This window comes from Acetivibrio sp. MSJd-27 (genome assembly GCF_018918095.1).
GTDB lineage: Bacteria > Bacillota > Clostridia > UMGS1840 > HGM11507 > HGM11507.
The window spans coordinates 15,903-35,406 of the sequence record NZ_JAHLPV010000015.1 but is presented as its reverse complement, the minus strand read 5'-3'; the positions used below and the strand labels follow the sequence as shown (position 1 = coordinate 35,406).

Annotated in this window: 21 protein-coding genes and 1 tRNA gene; 5 read left to right on the top strand and 17 right to left on the bottom strand. The window is 43.1% G+C overall.

The window, feature by feature from the left end; genetic code table 11:
* The first annotated feature begins 9 nt into the window (after window positions 1-9).
* On the top strand, window positions 10-951 hold the full coding sequence (uvsE, locus tag KQI32_RS06925) for a UV DNA damage repair endonuclease UvsE (RefSeq protein WP_177691541.1): 942 nt from the start codon (window positions 10-12) through the stop codon (window positions 949-951).
* A gap of 57 nt (window positions 952-1,008) precedes the next feature.
* Here uvsE and KQI32_RS06920 read toward each other — a convergent pair whose 3' ends face one another.
* From KQI32_RS06920 to ruvC, 9 genes are all read right to left on the bottom strand, one after another.
* Window positions 1,009-1,677: a RadC family protein gene (locus KQI32_RS06920; protein ID WP_216424455.1), complete on the bottom strand. Its 669-nt coding sequence runs from the start codon at window positions 1,675-1,677 to the stop codon at window positions 1,009-1,011.
* Window positions 1,678-1,686: 9 nt separating this feature from the next.
* Window positions 1,687-2,238 (bottom strand): Fe-S-containing hydro-lyase, encoded by a 552-nt coding sequence (locus KQI32_RS06915; RefSeq protein WP_216424453.1) that lies wholly within the window; start codon window positions 2,236-2,238, stop codon window positions 1,687-1,689.
* A gap of 16 nt (window positions 2,239-2,254) precedes the next feature.
* On the bottom strand, window positions 2,255-3,295 hold the full coding sequence (locus KQI32_RS06910) for an HAD family hydrolase (RefSeq protein WP_216424452.1): 1,041 nt from the start codon (window positions 3,293-3,295) through the stop codon (window positions 2,255-2,257).
* Window positions 3,296-3,396: 101 nt separating this feature from the next.
* Entirely contained in the window at window positions 3,397-4,029 is a 633-nt protein-coding gene (locus tag KQI32_RS06905) for an imidazoleglycerol-phosphate dehydratase (protein WP_216424450.1), read from the bottom strand.
* Between the two features lie 12 nt (window positions 4,030-4,041).
* A complete protein-coding gene (gene hisD, locus KQI32_RS06900) occupies window positions 4,042-5,337 on the bottom strand; it encodes a histidinol dehydrogenase (protein ID WP_216424449.1) in 1,296 nt (431 codons plus the stop codon).
* Between the two features lie 18 nt (window positions 5,338-5,355).
* The gene (pyrE, locus tag KQI32_RS06895; protein ID WP_216424447.1) at window positions 5,356-5,937 is read right to left on the bottom strand and encodes an orotate phosphoribosyltransferase; all 582 of its coding nucleotides are present in this window, start codon (window positions 5,935-5,937) and stop codon (window positions 5,356-5,358) included.
* A 310-nt stretch (window positions 5,938-6,247) separates the two neighbouring features.
* Window positions 6,248-7,270: a Holliday junction branch migration DNA helicase RuvB gene (gene ruvB / locus KQI32_RS06890; RefSeq protein ID WP_177691186.1), complete on the bottom strand. Its 1,023-nt coding sequence runs from the start codon at window positions 7,268-7,270 to the stop codon at window positions 6,248-6,250.
* Window positions 7,271-7,343: 73 nt separating this feature from the next.
* Window positions 7,344-7,940, bottom strand: a complete 597-nt coding sequence (gene ruvA / locus KQI32_RS06885; RefSeq protein ID WP_177691185.1) for a Holliday junction branch migration protein RuvA — start codon at window positions 7,938-7,940, stop codon at window positions 7,344-7,346.
* A 14-nt stretch (window positions 7,941-7,954) separates the two neighbouring features.
* Window positions 7,955-8,449 carry a crossover junction endodeoxyribonuclease RuvC gene (gene ruvC, locus KQI32_RS06880; protein ID WP_216424445.1) on the bottom strand — a complete coding sequence of 165 codons (495 nt, stop codon included), beginning with the start codon at window positions 8,447-8,449 and terminating at the stop codon, window positions 7,955-7,957.
* Window positions 8,450-8,639: 190 nt separating this feature from the next.
* Here ruvC and KQI32_RS06875 point away from each other — a divergent pair, with 190 nt between their 5' ends.
* Both KQI32_RS06875 and argH read left to right on the top strand, forming a co-directional pair.
* Window positions 8,640-9,854, top strand: coding sequence for an argininosuccinate synthase (locus KQI32_RS06875; protein ID WP_177691183.1), 1,215 nt, complete (start codon window positions 8,640-8,642; stop codon window positions 9,852-9,854).
* 58 nt (window positions 9,855-9,912) lie between these two features.
* Window positions 9,913-11,301 (top strand): argininosuccinate lyase, encoded by a 1,389-nt coding sequence (argH, locus tag KQI32_RS06870; protein WP_216424444.1) that lies wholly within the window; start codon window positions 9,913-9,915, stop codon window positions 11,299-11,301.
* A 105-nt stretch (window positions 11,302-11,406) separates the two neighbouring features.
* Here the strand turns inward: argH and KQI32_RS06865 are convergent, their stop codons facing one another.
* The 3 genes from KQI32_RS06865 to htpG all read right to left on the bottom strand — a co-directional run bounded on the left by KQI32_RS06865 (window position 11,407) and on the right by htpG (window position 14,114).
* The gene (locus KQI32_RS06865; protein WP_177691181.1) at window positions 11,407-11,862 is read right to left on the bottom strand and encodes an 8-oxo-dGTP diphosphatase; all 456 of its coding nucleotides are present in this window, start codon (window positions 11,860-11,862) and stop codon (window positions 11,407-11,409) included.
* A 172-nt stretch (window positions 11,863-12,034) separates the two neighbouring features.
* Window positions 12,035-12,110, bottom strand: a tRNA-Thr gene (locus KQI32_RS06860).
* A gap of 111 nt (window positions 12,111-12,221) precedes the next feature.
* Entirely contained in the window at window positions 12,222-14,114 is a 1,893-nt protein-coding gene (gene htpG / locus KQI32_RS06855; protein WP_216424442.1) for a molecular chaperone HtpG, read from the bottom strand.
* Window positions 14,115-14,612: 498 nt separating this feature from the next.
* On the opposite strand from htpG, the gene KQI32_RS06850 reads away from it, so the two are divergent.
* Window positions 14,613-15,137, top strand: coding sequence for a GNAT family N-acetyltransferase (locus KQI32_RS06850; protein WP_216424440.1), 525 nt, complete (start codon window positions 14,613-14,615; stop codon window positions 15,135-15,137).
* Window positions 15,138-15,269: 132 nt separating this feature from the next.
* On the opposite strand, the gene KQI32_RS06845 is transcribed toward KQI32_RS06850, so the two are convergent.
* The gene (locus KQI32_RS06845) at window positions 15,270-16,235 is read right to left on the bottom strand and encodes a hypothetical protein (RefSeq protein ID WP_216424438.1); all 966 of its coding nucleotides are present in this window, start codon (window positions 16,233-16,235) and stop codon (window positions 15,270-15,272) included.
* A 515-nt stretch (window positions 16,236-16,750) separates the two neighbouring features.
* Window positions 16,751-17,683 (bottom strand): cysteine synthase A, encoded by a 933-nt coding sequence (cysK, locus tag KQI32_RS06840; RefSeq protein ID WP_216424437.1) that lies wholly within the window; start codon window positions 17,681-17,683, stop codon window positions 16,751-16,753.
* Window positions 17,684-18,025: 342 nt separating this feature from the next.
* Between cysK and KQI32_RS06835 the strand changes: the two genes are divergently transcribed.
* Window positions 18,026-18,472, top strand: a complete 447-nt coding sequence (locus KQI32_RS06835; RefSeq protein WP_177691826.1) for an Rrf2 family transcriptional regulator — start codon at window positions 18,026-18,028, stop codon at window positions 18,470-18,472.
* A 68-nt stretch (window positions 18,473-18,540) separates the two neighbouring features.
* Here the strand turns inward: KQI32_RS06835 and KQI32_RS06830 are convergent, their stop codons facing one another.
* Genes KQI32_RS06830 through KQI32_RS13400 form a run of 3 tightly spaced genes read right to left on the bottom strand, consistent with a single transcriptional unit; the run spans window position 18,541 to window position 19,504 of the window.
* The gene (locus tag KQI32_RS06830; protein ID WP_177691827.1) at window positions 18,541-18,894 is read right to left on the bottom strand and encodes a helix-turn-helix transcriptional regulator; all 354 of its coding nucleotides are present in this window, start codon (window positions 18,892-18,894) and stop codon (window positions 18,541-18,543) included.
* Window positions 18,891-19,157, bottom strand: coding sequence for a cytidylate kinase family protein (locus KQI32_RS13405; RefSeq protein WP_308167044.1), 267 nt, complete (start codon window positions 19,155-19,157; stop codon window positions 18,891-18,893). The genes KQI32_RS06830 and KQI32_RS13405 overlap by 4 nt, the downstream gene beginning before the upstream one ends.
* Before the next feature lie 35 nt (window positions 19,158-19,192).
* Window positions 19,193-19,504, bottom strand: a complete 312-nt coding sequence (locus KQI32_RS13400) for a cytidylate kinase-like family protein (RefSeq protein ID WP_253291098.1) — start codon at window positions 19,502-19,504, stop codon at window positions 19,193-19,195.

The following is a 19,504-nucleotide window of genomic DNA, read 5'->3' as shown; positions in this document are numbered from 1 at the left end:
GAGAAAAATATGCCGCGTATACGCCTTGGATATGTCGCAATGAGTTTGAATCTGCATGACGCCTCCCCCTCCGGAACCGTCACTTTAAAAACGTTGAGCAAGCTGGATACAAAGCAGGCAAAAGCGAGAAAACTGAAAAACACTGTCGTCAAAAACCTAGTGAATACCAAGCGCATTTTGACCCATAATATTGCCCACCATATTGATGTCTACCGCTTTTCCTCAAAATTGGTTCCGCTCGCAACCTATTTTGAGGAGCCGCCTTTTTCCTACTCCCAATGCAGAACACAGTTTCAGGAAATTGGGAATTTGGTATTACAGCATCACCTGCGCGTTTCTTTTCATCCCGATCACTTTACGGTTCTTTCAACCCCCAGCGATGAAATTCTGGAAAAAACCATAAAAGATTTGAATCATCATCACAACATGTTGAACCTGATGGGGCTTACGGACAAAAAATATGCACTGGTATTGCATCTGGGCGGCAAGTATGACAGCAAGGAAAAAGCAAAGCAGCGGTTCTGCGATCATTTTAAACGTCTGCCTCCTGCTGTCTCCGAACGCATTATCCTGGAAAACGATGATAAAGTTTATCATGCGGAAGATGTCCTTGAAGTATGCCGACATCTACAAGTTCCTTTTGTATTCGATGCCCATCATCATTTCTGCAATGGATGCAGCATATCCTTTCCCAAATTGCTTGACGATATCTTTCAGACTTGGGACAAGACAGGCTTTCCTCCAAAAATTCATTTTTCTACTCCGAAGGATGGAAAAAACCTGAGAGCTCACAGCAATTATATTCATACGCAATCTTTTCTCGATTTTCTCGATATTCTAAAGGAACTTGGACAAGATGCTGATATCATGCTGGAGGCAAAGGCAAAGGACAGTGCTTTGTTCCGGCTATTGGAAAACATAGGACAGAAAAAACCATCCTTTGACATCTGAAAACAAACGCTTCCCTTATAGCACAAAAAGGCGCTGCATGTACAGAATGCAGCGCCTTTAATTTAACAGCTTCATTTCCCGGAAACTCAAGCAATTTTCATTTGTCACAATGATATGATCTTTCAAACCGATATCAATTGTTTTAAGCGCTTTTGCAATATGGCGTGTGGCCTCCACATCTACCTTGGAAGGCATGACTGAACCACCAGGGTGATTGTGTGCAATAATTACCGAGTAGGCCTTGTGCCGCAGTGCGGCCTCTACCACCAATCTTGGATAAACAGCAATCTCATCGATTGTCCCTTCCATAATGATTTCAGAATGGAGGGCACGGTTCTGCGCATCCAAAGAGATCAGAAAAAACGTTTCATAAAGCCGGCCGTGATATAAAGACCGTACATATGCGAAGATGTCCTCCAAATGATTAAGCACTGTCTTTTTTTTCATTTTGTCTTGGGAATACACACGAAAAACACCCGCAAACAGGGAAAGCAGGCATGCTGCATTTTCCCCAACATCCGGAATCTGCATCAGATCTTTCGGCTCCGCCTCCAGCACTCTGGAGAATGTTCCAAACTTTTCCAGAAGCCGGTGTGCAATTTCATTGGTATCCTTCCTCGGAATTGCATAAAAAAGAATCAATTCCAGAATCTGATGCTGCTCAAAGGAATCAATTCCTTCTTTTATAAAACGTTTGCGAACTCGTTCACGATGTCCTTCATGCATAACAATCCCTCATTTTACCGCATATTTTTCAATTGCTTGGCGATAAAGATTATTCCCTTTGGAATCAATCACGACAACCGCCGGCAAATCTTTCACCTCGAGACGCCGGACAGCTTCACAGCCCAAATCCTCGAAGGCGATAATATCTACACGCTTGACGCATTTTGATATCAAGGCTCCCAGACCGCCGATTGCCGCAAAGTAAACACATTTATTTTTGATCATGCTTTCCACGACCTCAGAGGAACGCTCACCTTTCCCTATCATTCCCCGCAGGCCGCATTCCAGCATTACCGGTGTATACCGGTCTACCCGTCCTGCGGTCGTAGGCCCGCAGGAACCAATAATCTGCCCCGGTTTGCTGGGAGTCGGTCCGGCATAGTAAATCATTGCATCTTTCACGTTCATCGGAAGCGGCGTACCAGCTTTCAATCCATCCGTCATTCGTTTATGAGCGGCATCTCTTGCCGTGTATATCACACCGGAAATCAAAACATTGTCACCGGCTTTCAGTTTCACTGCCTGCTCTTTGTCAAAAGGCACTGTAACACGTATTGCCATAACCGCAGTCTCCCTTCTACAAAACTTTATCTAATTCCAGAACGTCGTCCAGTATATAATCCGCATCTAGTTCTTTAAAATAGTCATAGGAATCCTTTCCAGCGACACCGGTCAGCACTGCCGCAAAATCCATTCCAGCTGCCTTAGCCGCAAGGATATCCGCACCTGCATCTCCAACAACCAATATCGTTTTCCGTAACGATGCTTCATACTCTCCGCTGACAATCTTCTGATCGGGATAGTCGCAACCCAAAGCGCCTTTTAAAAATACATAGGGATGCGGCTTTGCCAACTGAAGGCCGACACAGTTTTTCTGAGCCCGTTCCACGGTATCATAGGTTACAACGGATTTTTCATCGAACAGCTCCCGAATGCCCCACATTTCCAAAGGTTCTCTGATTTCCAGAGTACTTCTGCCCGTTCCGATTCCAAGACAATACCCTTTTTTCCTCAAATTCTTCAACAACTGTTTTATCTCCGCAACAGGGAACAGCGGCTGTTCCCCGCTGATAAGCCCCTTTTTTCCCCGCTGTGGATGCCGTCCGTAAACGCATTCATAGAATTCATCACCCATATACCACTGCTGAAATACATCCTGAACATTGTGCCATAGCTTGCCCATACGTTTCACCGTGTCAAACTCAAAATTATAGAGTTCGCAGACAGATTCTGCTGCAAAATCATACAACTCCGGTGCATTTATCCCATTGTCATAGAAAAATTCAGTTACCGATTCCCAAATCGATTCATCCGGTTCGCCCTCTGCCTTTTTCACGCTGGCGGCAAGAAGCGTCAGATATGCCAAATCCCAATTGGTATTGACACCCAATGCTTTTAAGACTTTGATGGTCTCATCATTGTTAAAAATACGGTGAGATACTGCAGCTGCATTTTCTTCACACCAAGCAATGTTCAATTCCTCATCTTCATAATAAAGTTCAAATACAGTGAGTGCTGCCGTTGTCCAATATTGTCGTTCTGAGGTGATAACGCCGTCCATGTCAAAAAGAATTTTTTGATACTTTTTTTGCTCCCATCGTCGCGAATGCTCGTCCATAGATTGCTGTTACTCCAATCTGCCGCTTTCCTGCGGCGTTTCTTTCATATTCAACGTATTACACACGAAAAGCCTGGCCGAAACACAGGCTTCTCTCCGTTTTATTCTTCTGCTTCAATTTTATAATGAATGGGACCGCAAACGCCGGATGTCAAACCGCGCCTGCTTTCTTCCGGTGTCAGTGCCCTGCGGAGGGCTACGCCGAACGCACGGTAAGCCGCCTCCCAGATGTGGTGACCATTTTTTCCTTTATTGATATCCAAATGCAAAGAACACATTGCTCCCTGTACAAAGCCTTCAAAAAAGGTTTCCAAATCTTCGCTCAAGGTTCCTTCCGTCTGGGCAGGAACTTCAATCTGTTCTGACAAATAAAAAGATGCGCGGTTTTCAAAGCTCAGCGCACAGGATGCATGCGCCTCATCAATGATCCCAATTGCGTCTGAAAAACCAGGAATTCCCTCATCTCTATTCTCCTCGAGGTATGTTTTGACTGCCTTGCCCAATGCCATACCAATATCCTCAAAAACAATATGGGTGAGATCAAATCGATCCATCTCAAAGATTACGGAGAGGTTCATTCCGGAACGGTACGCAATATGCTCCAACATATGGTTAAAAAAAGGAATTGGTGTCTTAATGTCCTCCTTATAATCTTCATGCAATCCATTGAAATCCAGTGCGACTTCAATGAAGGATTCCTTTGTTCTTCGTTTTACCGAAATTTGTTTTTTCATAGCAATTGCTCCTTATTCTCGATCCAAAACGGCAAGTGCATGGGTTTCAAATCCCTCTGTTTTCGCGATAACCGCTGCGTTATGCTTCACCTTACGGAATCCTTCATGCGTTACATAACCAATTGAGGATCTCTTTAAGAAATCATTGACCGAAACGCTGGAATAGGTTTTGGCAAATTGTCCGGTCGGAAGGATGGCATTGGGACCCATCAAGAAATTGCAAAGGGTGATGGGGGTCCATTCTCCAAGCAAAATTTCCCCTGCGTTTTCGATTTTGGGCAGGATATCAAATGGTTTCTCTGTCAGGATTTCCATGTGCTCCGGCGCATATTCATTGACAAAATCAATGGATTCCTCCAATGAATCTGTCAGGATGATACCTCCGTAAGTCGAAAAATTGGTATTGATAAATTCTCTTCTCTTATCAGAAAGCTTGGTAAGCTGTTTTTCCACAATCGGCAAAACCTGTTCCGCCAATTCTTTGGAATGGGTGACAAGCAACGCTGCGCTGTCGGGTCCATGCTCCGCCTCAATCATCCAGTCCAAGGCCGCCTTGTGTGGAGCGGTATGCTCATCGCACAGGATGATAGACTCGGAAGGTCCGGCCGGAAGCCCCGCGTCAATATAGCTGGCCAGCACCCGCTTTGCCGCAGTGGCATAGGCATTTCCAGGTCCGATGATCTTATGGCATTTTGGAATCGTCTCCGTTCCAAATGCGACAGACGCTACTGCCTGAATTCCGCCGACCTTATAGATTTCTGTGATTCCAATCAATTTCGCGGCAACCAGAATGGCATCGTCCACTTCCCCTTTTTCGTTCGGGGGCGTTACCACGACAATCTTTTTTACTCCCGCTACTGCCGCCGGCACACCCAGCATCAACAATACGGACGGGAAACTGCCTTTTCCCCGCGGGACATAGAGACACACGTCCACGATTGGCGTAACCTTTTCACCCGCCATAATGCCTTCGTCCACATCGGTAAACCACATCTTTTCCGGCATCTGCTCGCTGTGAAACTTTTTGATGTTGCCGTAGGCATAAGTGATTGCATCCAAAGTCTCTTTGGGCAATCGCTGATACGCTGCCTCAACTTCCTCTGGTGTTACTTTCATCCGGTCTTTTGTCAGTTTGATGCGGTCAAATTTTTCTGTGTACTTGAGAACTGCGTTATCACCGTTCTCTTTAACATCGAAAGCGACTTCCGTCGCAGTTTTCATATATTCGGTGATATCAATTTCCGCTCGTTTTAACACAAAGCTTTTCTTTTCGTCGGAAAGTTCATTCCATTTAAGTATATTAACCAAAGCAAAGATTCCTTTCTACTAAGATTTCAACGCACGGCTGCCGGGTTTCACGACCGGTTCACCGTTTTTGCACATGGGACATTCATCCTTTTCATAAGCTGTCACTTTCATAGAGATAACCGACGCATAGGGAACACCGAAATCAATTTTGCCCCCGGTTCTGTCCACGATAGAACCGACGCCGACCACTTCGCCGCCGGCATTCCTCACCACGTCAATAACCTCCCGCACGGAACCGCCGGTGGTCACAACATCCTCCACGATCAGGACTTTCTGTCCCTTTTCAATCTGAAAGCCTCTTCTCAGGGTCATTTCCCCGTTTTCCCGTTCTGTGAAGAAATTGGGCACGTTCAAATGGCGTGAAACCTCATACGCCATGATGACCGCTCCCATAGCTGGTCCAACAACCACATCAATTTCCTTATCCGCATATTTTTCCGCCAGAGCCCCGCAAAGCTCTTCGCTGTATTTCGCGTTCTTGAAAATTTTTGCACACTGCAGATATTTGTTGCTGTGTTTGCCGGATGTCAGCTGAAAATGACCTTGCAGCAACACACCCGCTTCTTTCAGTATCTCAATAATTCTCTCTTCAGACAACATAAAAAGTTCCTCCATCTTGTCTCTCAATTTATTTTGCAATATTATATCACAATTTGTGGACCATTTCCACAAGTTTCTTGCTGTTTTTTGATTTTATAAAAAAGTTTTTCATTCTGAAAAACGCAGTCGCGCTCCGCACACTGTTTTTTGAAACATGCAATTGCGGACGATTCCCCGCAATTTCCTATGTTATAAAAAAGTTTTTCATTCCGAAAAGCAACAAGCCCGCTTCGCATACTATTTTTTGAAACACATAATTGCACACGATTCCGCTCAATGTCCTATATGTTCCAAAAATGTTCCGAACGCTCTAAGAAAATGTTTGCTGCTGCTCATCCTTCAGGAACTGCATTCCGAAATGTTCATAGGCCAGCTTTGTCGCCATTCTTCCCCTGGGGGTACGGTTCAAAAAACCGATTTGCAGCAGATAAGGTTCATAGACATCCTCAATGGTTCCCGCTTCCTCCCCGATCGTTGCAGCCAGCGTTTCCAAGCCTACGGGGCCGCCGTTAAAGGCGTTGATGATAGAGAGAATCATGCGCTTGTCTACCTTGTCCAAGCCGATCTTATCCACCTCCAGCATTTTCAAAGACTGATCGGCCATCTCTTTTGTGATGACGCCGTTCCCTTTTACCTGCGCATAGTCCCTCACCCGTTTCAGGAGCCGATTGGCAATACGCGGGGTTCCACGGGAACGGGAGGCAATCTCCAGGGCACCCGCTTCGTCAATCTCCACATTGAGAATTCCCGCGGAACGCTTAACAATCCTTTTCAGCTCCTCATGGGTATATAATTCCAGACGAAGCATAACGCCAAACCGATCCCGCAGAGGCGATGTCAGACTTCCCGCCTTTGTAGTAGCGCCAATCAACGTAAATTTGGGTAAATCCAGACGGATGCTTCTGGCAGACGGTCCTTTCCCGATAATAATATCCAGCGCATAGTCTTCCATAGCGGGATAAAGAATCTCCTCCACGCTCTTGGACAGGCGATGAATCTCATCAATAAAAAGAACTTCATTTTCCGTCAGATTGGTTAAAATCGCCGCCAAATCTCCTGGCTTTTCGATAGCTGGACCGGATGTGATGCGGATATTAACCCCCAATTCATTGGCAATGATATTGGAAAGTGTGGTTTTTCCCAATCCGGGCGGGCCGTACAGCAAAACATGGTCAAGCGCTTCCCCTCTCTGCTTTGCCGCCTCAATATAGATAGCAAGATTTTCCTTCGCCTTTTCCTGCCCTACATAATCACCAAAATTTTTCGGCCGCAGTGTCACATCGGGATCATCGCTTACGAATTCACTTGTGATAATACGTTCCTCTGCTTCCATAGAAACTCCTTTTTTCCATTTTTGAATTTTTCGATAAGGGATATTGAAATATTCCCATTACAACACCTGATTGTTATTTCATCAGCTGTTTTAAAGACGCTTTGATAATCTCTTCCACATTCGTGCAGGATTTATCGACATTGGAAACAGCGCCTTTGGATTCCAACGCGGAATATCCAAGCACCATCAAAGCGTTTACCGCTTCTTCAAAGACGGAGGATTGACCGGCCCCCTGATATGCCATTTCACTGCTTCCGGAATCCTTTAGATCCTTGTTGATTTTGTCCTTCAATTCCAATATAATGCGCTCTGCAATCTTTTTGCCGATGCCGGGGGCTCCGGTGATCTTTTTGACATCGCCTTTGATCACAGCCAGGGCAAAATCCTGTGACGGCATAAAGGAAAGAATGGCCAGCGCCGCCTTGGGACCTACTCCGGACACGGAGATCAGCATCTGGAAGGTATGGAGTTCTTCCTCCTTTGAAAAACCATAGATATCAAAGATATCCTCCCGGATATGCGTATAGGTATATACCTTTAATTCTTTTTCCGGTTCCGCTTGAGAAAGAGTATTCATAGAAGTATAAATTTTATATCCGACTCCTCCCACATCGATTACCAGAAAATTCAGTTCTTTATGTGTTACTCTCCCTTTAATATAATAAAACATGAATTTTCCTCCATTCAGCGTATATTCAATCGGTTGTTCACATGATGGGAATGCGCGTGGCAGACAGCTACCGCCAGGGCATCCGCAACATCGTCCGGCTTTGGGATTCTCTCCAAATTCAAAAGAACCTTTACCATCTGCTGAACCTGCTCCTTCTGCGCCCTTCCATATCCGACCACCGCCTGTTTCACCTGCAGGGGCGTATATTCATACAATGGCTTGCCGCTTTGGGAGGACGCCAGCAGAACGACTCCCCTCGCCTGTGCCACTGCGATTGCCGTTGTGACATTATTGTTGAAAAACAATTCTTCCACCGCAACCATTTCTGGTTTATGTATGCTAATGACTCCGCAAACACCTTCATAAATTTTCTGCAAACGTTCTGCAAGCGTATATTTTGGCGTTGTTGTAATCTTACCGTAGTCTATTGTTTTAAATCGGTTTCCCTCGTATTCAATGACTCCGTATCCCACAATGGCATATCCGGGGTCAATCCCCAATATTCTCATAAAAACTCCTTAAACAGCGTATGATTATTCGTTATTATGCATAATTATTAATTGAAATGAATTTTTATTCTTAAAACCTCTTGAATTTTTTAACCAGTTAGAGTATAATAGCAACAATGACAATTGTCTGCCGCCTTTGCGGCTGCACATAACGTGTATAGTATATCATAGATTTTGGAGGATTTCAAACATGAAAGAAAAAGTTATTCTCGCCTATTCCGGCGGACTGGACACGTCCATCATTATTCCGTGGCTGAAAGAAAATTTTGATTATGAGGTCATTGCGGTCTGCGGTGATGTGGGCCAGGGAAAAGAAACCGAAGGGCTGGAGGAAAAAGCTTTAAAAACCGGCGCTTCCAAATTATATATTGAAGACTTAAGAGAAGACTATGTAGAAAACTACATATTCCCCACCGTGAAAGCAGGCGCTGTCTATGAAGGAAAATATCTGCTGGGTACCTCCCACGCACGTCCCTGCATTGCAAAACGGCTGGTTGAAATTGCGAAAAAAGAAGGAGCTGTTGCGATCTGCCACGGCGCTACCGGCAAAGGAAACGATCAGGTTCGTTTTGAATTGACCATCAAGGCTCTGGCTCCTGAACTGAAAATCATCGCCCCCTGGAGAATGTGGGATATCAAGTCCCGGGAAGAAGAAATCGAATATGCCAAAGCAAGAAATATTCCGGTTCCCGTCACCAAGGAAGAAAATTACAGCATGGATCGGAACATCTGGCACTTAAGCCATGAGGGAATGGATCTGGAGGATCCCTGGAATGAACCCCAGTATGATAAATTGCTGCAATTAATGGTAACACCGGAAAAGGCTCCAAATGATGCGGAATATGTTACGATTGATTTTGAAAAAGGCAATGCAATTGCTGTCAACGGTGAAAAGCTGTCCCCGCTCAAAATTGTGGAAAAGCTCAATGAGCTGGGCGGCAAGCACGGTGTCGGCATCGACGATATCGTTGAAAACCGTCTGGTCGGCATGAAATCCCGCGGCGTGTATGAAACACCGGGTGGAACGATCCTGTACGCGGCACACAAGGAACTGGAATATCTCTGTCTAGATCGTCAAACTATGCATTATAAAGAACAGATCGCAAACAAATTTGCGGAACTGGTTTATGACGGTTGCTGGTTTACCCCTCTGCGGGAAGCGCTTTCCGCTTTTGTGGACGAAACGCAGAAAACCGTCACAGGAACCGTAAAACTGAAACTCTACAAGGGAAAAGCAACCCCTGCCGGTGCAAAATCCCCTTACTCCCTGTACAGTGAAGACTTTGCTACCTTTGAAGAGGACGAGGTTTACAACCATAAGGATGCGGAGGGCTTCATCAACCTGTTCGGCCTGCCGCTGAAAATGCGCGCTTTGATGCTGGAAAAAAACAAGGAAAATAAATAAACATCAAATATGGCATCTATCGTCCGGTAGATGCCATAAGCATAGAAAGGGATAAACCATGGCAAAAGAAAACTCGAAACTGTGGGGCGGCCGTTTTTCCAAAGAAATCGACCAGGCTGCCAACGATTACAATTCCTCTATTCGTTTTGATAAAAGGCTATACCGAGAGGATATCACCGGAAGCATTGCCCATGCTTCCATGCTGGGAAAACAGAATATCATTCCGCCGGAAAACGCTGTATTGATTGTGAAAGAACTCAAGCAAATTCTTACGGATATTGAGAACGGAAAAATCAATTTTTCCGAAGATGCGGAAGATATTCATATGAATATTGAAACCATTCTAACACAGCGTATCGGTGCGGTAGGCAAACAGCTTCACACCGGAAGAAGCCGGAATGATCAGGTTGCACTGGACTTTAAAATGTATGTCAAAAAAGAAATTCAAACCGTGATGCAATATGTGAAAGAATTGCTTCAAACGATTTATGACATTTCTGCTGACAATATAGATACCATTATGCCGGGATATACTCATTTGCAAAAAGCGCAGCCAATCACTCTGGCGCATCATCTGATGGCTTATTTTCAAATGTTTCGGAGAGATTATTCCAGACTCCAGGACTGTTATGACCGCATGGACACCTGCCCCCTCGGTTCCGGCGCGCTTGCCTCCACCACCTATGAGCTGGATCGCTTCTTCACCGCAAAGGAACTCGGTTTTGCAGAAGCGACAGAAAACAGCATTGACGGTGTCTCCGATCGGGATTTCGCAGTGGAATTCACCTTCTGTGCTTCTATGATTATGATGCATCTTTCCCGCTTTTGCGAAGAGATCATCCTCTGGTGCTCCAACGAATTTTCATTCGTAGAATTAGATGACGCTTTTTCTACAGGATCCAGCATTATGCCGCAGAAAAAAAATCCGGATATTGCCGAGCTGACTCGAGGCAAGACAGGACGTGTTTATGGTTCACTTATGACAATGCTCACCGTAATGAAAGGACTTCCTCTCGCTTATAACAAGGATATGCAGGAGGATAAAGAAGCCGTTTTCGATGCTGCGGATACGCTGAACATGTGTCTGCCCGTGTTTACAAAAATGCTGGCAACCGCAAAATTCAGAAAAGAAATTATGAAGGAAGGCGCCAAAAAAGGATTTACCAACGCTACAGACGCTGCGGACTATCTTGTAAAAAACGGTATTCCCTTCCGGGACGCGCATGAAATCATCGGCAAAATGGTTGCCTACTCCATTCAGAACAATATATCTCTGGAAGAAATCCCATTGGAAAAGCTGAAAGAGTTCTTTGGAAACATAAAGGAGGATTTTTACGAGGCAATTTCTCTGGAGACTTGTGTCAATGAGAGAAAGGTTTACGGCGGCCCCGCAAAAGAAGCTATGAAAATATGCCTGAAAAATGCAAAAGCATTTTTAGAAAATTAATTCATTTGTTATCAGACTGTAAAAGCAAACAATGGGCATGGAATTTTGATGATTCCATGCCCATTGTTCTAGGATAAACGTACTTTTTTGGAGTAAGCAATACCGCTATTTTAATATTTCAAGCCACTCTCCGTCTTTTTTATAAACAAATTGTTCGCTAAGCTTTTCGTCAAGAAATATTTTCAGGGTGCTCTCCATGCCGCTCGCTAATTCCATCTTGGATAAATCTTTCCTGTTCACCCAAAACACCTCCCCTTCATGGGATGGAGTAAGGATGCCGTGAAATTGATTCGTTTTGTACAGATGGACAACATATCTGGTGCCGTCTTCTCGAAACCAATCCTTCACTCCACATAGTTGGGGTATTGATATGGTAAGACCAGTCTCTTCAAATACTTCCCGAATAACAGCATCCGTAAACGGCTCATCCTTTTCCACATGACCACCCGGAAAAGCAATGCCGGACCAATCTGATTTGACGCGTTTCTGAACCAATACTCTTCCATTGTTATCATAAACCATACACATATTTGCAAAGATTGTTTTTTCCGCTGTATGCATACAGAATCCCCGTTTCCTTGAAATAAATTTTTATAAAATTTATAAAAAAGTTTTTCATTCCGAAAAACGCAGCCGCGCTTCGCACGCTGTTTTTTGAAACATGCAATTGCGCACGATCCCGCGCAATTTCCTATGTTATAAAAAAGACCTGTCAAAATGACAAGCCTTTTTCTGGAGCTGTCTAGCGGACTTGAACCGCCGACCTCTTCCTTACCAAGGAAGTGCTCTACCTACTGAGCTAAGACAGCATACTGTGTTAACAACTGTATATAATTATATACTATATTTCTTTTGTTGTCAATAAAAAATTGAAATTTTTTAAAGAAAAAATGCCGCCTTTACAGACGGCATTTTTCCGGTTAAATCAAATCGCAGACATGGTTAGAAAACGCTACGGGGTCTTCAATTGGAAGTCCTTCAATTAGCAGAGCACTGTCATAGAGAACCCCGGTATACTTTTTCAATTTTTCTTTATCGGTCTGATAAAGCGTTTTTATCGTTTCAAAAACAGGATGACTGATGTTGATTTCCAAGGCTCGATCCGCATGGATTTTTTGATTGTTCGGCATTGCGTTCAAGACCTTTTCCATTTCAAGAGATACCTCCCCAACGCTGGAGATGCAGACCGGATGAGATTTTAAGCGGGTGGAAGCCTTCACTTCTTTTACCTTATCCCCCAGGGCCTCTTTCATGAAATCAAATAAGTCTTTGTTCTCTTCCTTTGTTTCCTTTTCCGCCTTAGCTTCCTCTTCGCTTTTCAAACCTAAATCGCTTGCGGAAACAGATTTAAATTCTTTCTCCTCATAACTGCCGAGAATTTTTATCACAAATTCATCCACATCTTCCGTCAGATAGAGAATTTCATATCCTTTTTCCTTGACCAGTTCTGTCTGAGGCAGTTTATCTATTTTGGCAGTATCCTCACCGCAGGCATAGTAAATATATTTCTGCTCCTCTTTCATGCGTTTCGCATACTCATCCAGAGAAACCAACTTCTTTTCGGAAGAAGAATAAAACAAAATCAAATCCTTCAGAAAATCTTTTTCCATTCCAAAGTTGTCATACACGCCGAATTTCAAAGGACGCCCAAAGCTTTCATACAATTTTTCATAATTCGCTCTGTCGTTGTTTAACATGTTTAAAAGCTCATTTTTGATTTTCTTTTTGATGTGAGCGGCGATCGTTTTCAGCTGGCGGTCATGCTGCAGCATCTCCCTTGAAATATTTAAAGACAAATCTGCCGAATCCACCAGTCCTTTCACAAAACCGAAATAGTCCGGCAGCAAATCCGCACACTTATCCATGATCAGCACTCCGTTGGAATAAAGCTGCAAGCCCCGCTGAAATTCCTTGGTATAGTAATCATAGGGTGCTCTCGCCGGCAGAAACAGCAAAGCGGTATAGCTCACTGCTCCGTCCGCACTTGTGTGAATCGTTTTCAGCGGCTTTTCAAAATCATGGAATTTATCCTGATAGAATTGATCATAATCTTCCTGTTTCAGTTCATTTTTATTTTTGCGCCAGATGGGAATCATGCTATTTAAGGTTTCATCCTCGTAGTAAGTCTCGTATTCCGGCGTTTTACCCTCTTCCGCTGTGCCTTCCTTCGGGCGGCTCTTTTCCGTCAGCATCTTGATAGGATACTTGATATAATCGGAATATTTCTTTACCAATTCGGAAAGACGATAGGTTTCCAAGAATTCGCTGTAATGCTCATCTTCGGTATCGGCTTTCAGGTAAAGAATGATTTCCGTTCCGGTTTCCGCCTTGTCACAGGTGTCAATTTCATAGCCGTCAGCACCCTTGGAAGTCCAGACGTAAGCTTCTTCACTACCGTAAGCTTTCGATTTCACGGTGACACAATCCGCCACCATGAAAGCGGAATAAAAACCGACACCAAACTGGCCGATAATGTCCACATCCTGTTCCATGTCGTTTTCCTTTTTAAATGCAAAGGAACCGCTTTTTGCAATCGTTCCCAGGTTATCCTCCAGCTCCTCCCTACTCATGCCGATTCCGGTATCTGTGATGGTCAGGGTTCTTGCCTCTTTGTCCGGCGTCAGACGGATATAAAAATTATCCCTGTTGAATGTGATATTCTCATCCTTCAGGGATAAGTAATACAGCTTGTCTATCGCGTCATTCGCATTGGAAATGAGCTCTCTTAAAAAAATCTCTTTGTGGGTATAGATGGAATTGATCATCAAGTCCAGCAACCGCTTTGATTCTGATTTGAATTTTTTCTTTGCCACAATATCATCCTCCGATTTTTCTTTTGTTAGCACTCTCTTCCATCGAGTGCTAACATTTATTTTAGCACACTTTTTTAAGATGTCAAGAGGTTGGATGCCGATTTTTGGAAAGTTCATAATTTTGTTACAATATATATCAGACATTACCCTTTTTATTGTACCGCAAAAGCAATATAATCCATATGTCTGATTGGTTAAGAGAGTCCAATCCACAGGAAGTTCAAACGCCGATTTGTACTGCCAGCATTATCGAAATTTTAACTGTCAACTGCAGCAACTGACAATAATGGATGATATGCAGGCAGATGGCGGAATGGAAGGATGATTCATTCGTGGCTGACTGTCTGACGAGTTAAGGCTTGATTTGCCATAAAAACTATGATATAGTAACAAAAAATAGTTGACAAACCATCTTACCATATCATTCCTTTTCCCCTTGCCTGGTCTTTCTACAGAATCAGGGACAGCTCCGGATTATTTTATTTAGGAGAATACACCATGAATATAGAAACAAACAGATTATTATTGAGCCCCGTATATGAGGAGCATACAAAATACATATTCAAATATTTTAATGAGAAAGTCATTACCTATATGTTTCCGGGCGTACCAAAGGATATCAGTGAAACTCGTGAGATTGTACAAAAATTTATCGAACAGAGGAAAAACAATACCGATTACGTTTATGCAATCACACTGAAAACAAGCCAAGAATTTATTGGATTGGTCGGATTGCATCATTTGAGGGATAAAATACCTGAACTCGGCATTTGGTCAAAGATCGAGGCTCACGGAAATCATTACGGCAGAGAAGCTATCGGAGGTATTCTAAAATACGCCGAACATTTAGGAATAAAAAAATTGTGCTACCCCGTTGACAGAAGAAATATTCCAAGCAAAAAAATTGCTCTTTTCTATGGAGGAAAATTGGTAACGGCTTACAAAGAAGTTAAAACGCCGGATAATAGAATTCTTGAAGAAGAAATTTATGAAATTGAAGTCCCGGAATCAAAAACGCCTTAAAAATCTTTTTTCGTTTATACCACAACAGCAGAGACGGCGAAATGTGTTTCGCCGCGGTATTGTGATTCAATCATTCTCCAGAACTCTTGGTACCTTCAATGCCTCAAAGGTTTATAAGGTTTTTATTTGCTTTTATTGACCATAAACAATTTTAACTTGCTGTTTTTCGAGCACGTAGTAAACTGCATAAGGCCTGCTGCAATTCTTCCTCTTCATATCTTTCACAGCAGGTATCTGCGGTAATCGAAGCTCTGTTTTAAAGACAGGATTGATATCTGTAAGGATAGAAAAACAATTCTTTTTTTGCAGTTCCGGCTGACTGTCGTCAGGGGAATAAACCAGGCCATATTCTATAAGCCGATATCCCGCTGGGGTATAGCGATCCATCTGCCGGTACAAAGCGATCCTTTCTCCCTTCTGAACTGCTGGATAGTCAAGCGGCCGCCCATCATTCTTCGCCCGGAAGCTAAAGGCTACAACCGTATCGCTCTGGATCGGCGGAGTGGTGTACTGGCTTGAAATGTTGACGGTTAAACTGCCGTTTAGAGAAACGCCGTCCGTAACATATCCCCGGTCAGGAATGATTTCAAAGCTGACAATACTGCCCGCAGGAAGCGATAGAACCGTTCCGTCGGCAATATCGTCACCTGCTGTGCGAATTTTTCCATTCTGCCCAATCCTCACCGTGAGACTTTTCATTTCATTTTCTATCACTTTCGAGGCTTTTACTGCATTACTACCGGAAATCACATAAATACAATTCTCTAAATCTACCATTGTTTTAGGCATTTCTATGGGAATAGAAAATATTTTTTCGCCGGTCACCTGCGCCTGTTCCATATAATAGATATATCCTTCTACCATTTTGCCGGCATGTGCAAAAGAAAATTTTTGGCTTTCGCCGTTATCTGAATCTCCTATTACAAGAAGGGTAACATCAGATGTTCCCTGCGAAACGGCAACGCTTACCGATGCAAACTGACTTCCATCCTCCAGGATAACACTGGACAAAATTTTAGCAGAAATATTTGAAGCACTAAAAATGCGCACGGGGATGCACATAGATAATACCAGCAAGATAACCATCAGCTTTCTCAAAGCATTCTCTCCTTCCTAGTTCCATAAAAAGCAATTCAATAAAAAGCGCTGTAACCTATCAATTCAAAATCAAAATATTTTAACAGTTTTATTATAATACAAAATGCTTGTGATGTCGAATATAAAATGAAAAAGTTTTTTCGTTTCGAAAAATACAAGCTCGTTATTTTTTGAAATATGCATTCACATAATTCTGTGAAGAACAAGGTAAAACACTTTATAGAATAATGAAAAAAGAAATTTTTTGATTATTGCATCCGAATATGGAAAAAGCGTGCTATAAGCCTGATACAGACGGCACGCTTTTTCATTATATAGTTAACACTTGGCAGAGTAAGACTTCACATAAATAAATCTATATATAGCCCAACTCTTGTAATCACTTCTATTTCCTGATGTGGTTCTTTGAGCAGACTGGAAACATTTATAAGCCTCTAGCAGAATATAGTGTACTAAAATAATAGGAGCCAGCACTTATGTTTTTGAGAATACTTCTTCAGAACCCCCTCTCCCTTTTACCCTTCAAACAAAGGTGTAGAAAGATATCTCTCTCCGGTATCTGGAAGCAAAACTACAATGGTTTTGCCAACATTTTCATGGCGTTTCGCAATGTCTGTGGCGACCCAAAGCGCAGCTCCTGAAGAAATCCCGACCAAAAGCCCTTCCCGTTTGGCAAGTTCTTTCGCCGTTAAAAATGCATTTTCATTTTCAACAGTCACGATTTCATCATAGACGGAAGTGTTTAAAGTGTCCGGCACAAAACCTGCTCCAATTCCCTGAATTTTGTGCGGCCCTGCTTTTCCCTCTGTCAATACCGGTGAACTTGCTGGTTCCACACCGACAATTTTAACTTCCGGCTTACGGGATTTTAAATATTCTCCGGTGCCAGAGATGGTACCGCCTGTGCCGATTCCAGCCACAAAAATATCCACTTCCCCATCTGTGTCTTCCCAGATTTCAGGCCCTGTTGTCTGCTTATGGATCTGCGGGTTTGCAGGATTTACAAACTGGCCGGGAATAAATGCATTGGGAATCTCTCTGGCCAATTCTTCTGCCTTTTCAATGGCTCCCTTCATCCCTTTCGATCCATCGGTCAAAACAATTTCGGCACCATAGCCTTTAATCAGTTTTCTGCGCTCAATGCTCATTGTTTCAGGCATCGTTATAATGATACGGTATCCTCTCGCCGCGGCCACCGAAGCCAGCCCAATTCCCGTATTTCCACTGGTCGGCTCAATAATGACAGAATCTTTCTTTAATACACCCTTTGCCTCAGCATCTTCAATCATCGCCTTTGCGACACGGTCCTTTACACTTCCCGCCGGATTAAAATATTCCAGTTTGGCAATAATCTTACCGGAAAGGTCCTGACTCTTGCTATAATTTTTCAGTTCTAACAAAGGTGTCTTTCCAATTAAATCGGTTAAACTTCCATAAATTTTTGCCATATCTAGCACCTCCAAATTCATTTTATATAAAACATATATGATTAATATGTTATTATTATACTCATTGCATTTCTTTTTGTCAACACTTTTTTCATAATTCATGGAATATCTTTTCAGCAAGGGTATGCTCCAAAAGAAAGCGAACCAGAGGCAGAGTGTGCCCCTGCAAAAAAAGAATTTCCAATGATCTGAAAAAGTCGACAAGTTCCTATTTCACAGCATATGGAAAGAAGATATCCCTGCGCTTGGCAAGGCTGAAACGCTTTTACGTTGGCTTTTGCCTTGCAAAAACATTTTTATCTTGTTATAATAATAAAAGTCAAATTAAGAGGAGGAAAAACGATGCGAATATCGTCAAAGGGCAGATATGGACTGGCCTCCATGATTCTTTTAGGACAGAAAGAAAAGGAAGCGGAACCAACCGCAATCCTTGCCGTTTCAGAGAAATGCGGTATTTCCAAAATATATCTTGAGCAAGTATTTACCTTATTAAAAAAAGCAGAACTAGTACACTCCGTAAAAGGAGCTGGCGGAGGATACCGGCTTGCAAAGCCATCAGAAGACATCACTGCATATGATATTTTATATGCCATTGAATCCACCCTTTTCGAAAAGACAGATACCTCTCTCCCAGGCGATGAAAGCCATCTTGGGGAAATTATGCAAAAATTTGTGTTTCATCCTTTGGACGAAATGGTTTCCCAGACATTAAAAAACATATCCCTGGCGCAATTGATCCAGGAAGTAAGACAGCGTAATGGTCAGGACGGATTTATGTTTTTTATCTAAACATTGAAACGGTATCATTTCGATTGCCGGATGTCATACTGAATCATACAAAGGGATGAAGATGAGCTTCATCCCTTTGGTTTTTTGTTCTGAAACTCAGTATATAAACTGGAGATATCATTCAGAAGCAAGTTTAATTTTTTTATTTCATTTTCCTTCGGCTTCAGGGAATAAAAATTCATTGTTCCCTCCCGCCGCAGACTGATAACGCCCGCATCTAAAAGAATCTTCAGATGATGCGACACCGCAGGTCGGGAAAGATGAGTGCGGGAAGTAATCTCTCCGACCCGCATGCCGTTCCATTCTCCTTCCAAAAGCGTGATGATGATTGCCTGGCGAGTTTCATCGCCAATGGCGCAGATAACCTTTTGGCAGTCAAGAAATCTTTTTTTGAGCTGTAACAGATTTGTTTTGGTTTTCATCTTTTCCACTCCTCACGGCACAACATTTTGCCTAATAAATCTATGGTCGTCTCAATTCCTCTTGCTGCACTGTTGATGCAAAAGTCATAGGTTTCAGGGTTTCCCCAATTTTCTCCGGTATAATAATTATAGTAAGCTTTCCTGTATTTGTCCTCTTTCCTCACCAGATCGTAAGCTGCTTTTTCTTTGATGCCCTCCTGCTTCATTTTTCTCCGCACGCGATCTTCAAAGGGAGCGCAGATAAACAGACTGATGCACGGAATCTGATTTTGCCGCAGCAGATATCCTCCACATCTGCCTACAATAACACAATCTTTTTTTTGGCCGCTTCCAGAATAAGCTGACTTTGCAGTTGAAAAAGAGCATCGCTTGCGGGAAGTCCCCGTCCAAATGTCTGATTTTCCTCATGCAGACTCTCATATAGCCATGGATTGGTGCGCCTTTCATCGGCTTTTTCCAGTGTTTCCGGGTGAATTCCGCTCCTTTCTGCAGCCAATACAACTAAATTTTTGTCATAAAAAGAAACATGCAATTGTTCTGCTAATTTTTCACCGATTTCATGCCCCCCGCTCCCAAACTGGCGGCTGATACAAATCACATGGTAAGCCAT

Excerpts from the sequence above, each read along its gene's own strand:
- KQI32_RS13400 (WP_253291098.1), bottom strand. The coding sequence starts at position 19,504 with ATGGCTTACCATGTGATTTGTATCAGCCGCCAGTTTGGGAGCGGGGGG.
- ruvA (WP_177691185.1), bottom strand. The coding sequence starts at position 7,940 with ATGTTTTATTATATTAAAGGGAGAGTAACACATAAAGAACTGAATTTT.
- KQI32_RS06835 (WP_177691826.1), top strand. The coding sequence starts at position 18,026 with ATGCGAATATCGTCAAAGGGCAGATATGGACTGGCCTCCATGATTCTT.
- argH (WP_216424444.1), top strand. The coding sequence starts at position 9,913 with ATGGCAAAAGAAAACTCGAAACTGTGGGGCGGCCGTTTTTCCAAAGAA.
- KQI32_RS06830 (WP_177691827.1), bottom strand. The coding sequence starts at position 18,894 with ATGAAAACCAAAACAAATCTGTTACAGCTCAAAAAAAGATTTCTTGAC.
- KQI32_RS06875 (WP_177691183.1), top strand. The coding sequence starts at position 8,640 with ATGAAAGAAAAAGTTATTCTCGCCTATTCCGGCGGACTGGACACGTCC.
- KQI32_RS06850 (WP_216424440.1), top strand. The coding sequence starts at position 14,613 with ATGAATATAGAAACAAACAGATTATTATTGAGCCCCGTATATGAGGAG.
- KQI32_RS06920 (WP_216424455.1), bottom strand. The coding sequence starts at position 1,677 with ATGCATGAAGGACATCGTGAACGAGTTCGCAAACGTTTTATAAAAGAA.
- KQI32_RS06915 (WP_216424453.1), bottom strand. The coding sequence starts at position 2,238 with ATGGCAATACGTGTTACAGTGCCTTTTGACAAAGAGCAGGCAGTGAAA.
- ruvB (WP_177691186.1), bottom strand. The coding sequence starts at position 7,270 with ATGGAAGCAGAGGAACGTATTATCACAAGTGAATTCGTAAGCGATGAT.
- pyrE (WP_216424447.1), bottom strand. The coding sequence starts at position 5,937 with ATGTTGTCTGAAGAGAGAATTATTGAGATACTGAAAGAAGCGGGTGTG.
- ruvC (WP_216424445.1), bottom strand. The coding sequence starts at position 8,449 with ATGAGAATATTGGGGATTGACCCCGGATATGCCATTGTGGGATACGGA.
- KQI32_RS06905 (WP_216424450.1), bottom strand. The coding sequence starts at position 4,029 with ATGAAAAAACAAATTTCGGTAAAACGAAGAACAAAGGAATCCTTCATT.
- KQI32_RS06910 (WP_216424452.1), bottom strand. The coding sequence starts at position 3,295 with ATGGACGAGCATTCGCGACGATGGGAGCAAAAAAAGTATCAAAAAATT.
- uvsE (WP_177691541.1), top strand. The coding sequence starts at position 10 with ATGCCGCGTATACGCCTTGGATATGTCGCAATGAGTTTGAATCTGCAT.
- cysK (WP_216424437.1), bottom strand. The coding sequence starts at position 17,683 with ATGGCAAAAATTTATGGAAGTTTAACCGATTTAATTGGAAAGACACCT.
- KQI32_RS06865 (WP_177691181.1), bottom strand. The coding sequence starts at position 11,862 with ATGCATACAGCGGAAAAAACAATCTTTGCAAATATGTGTATGGTTTAT.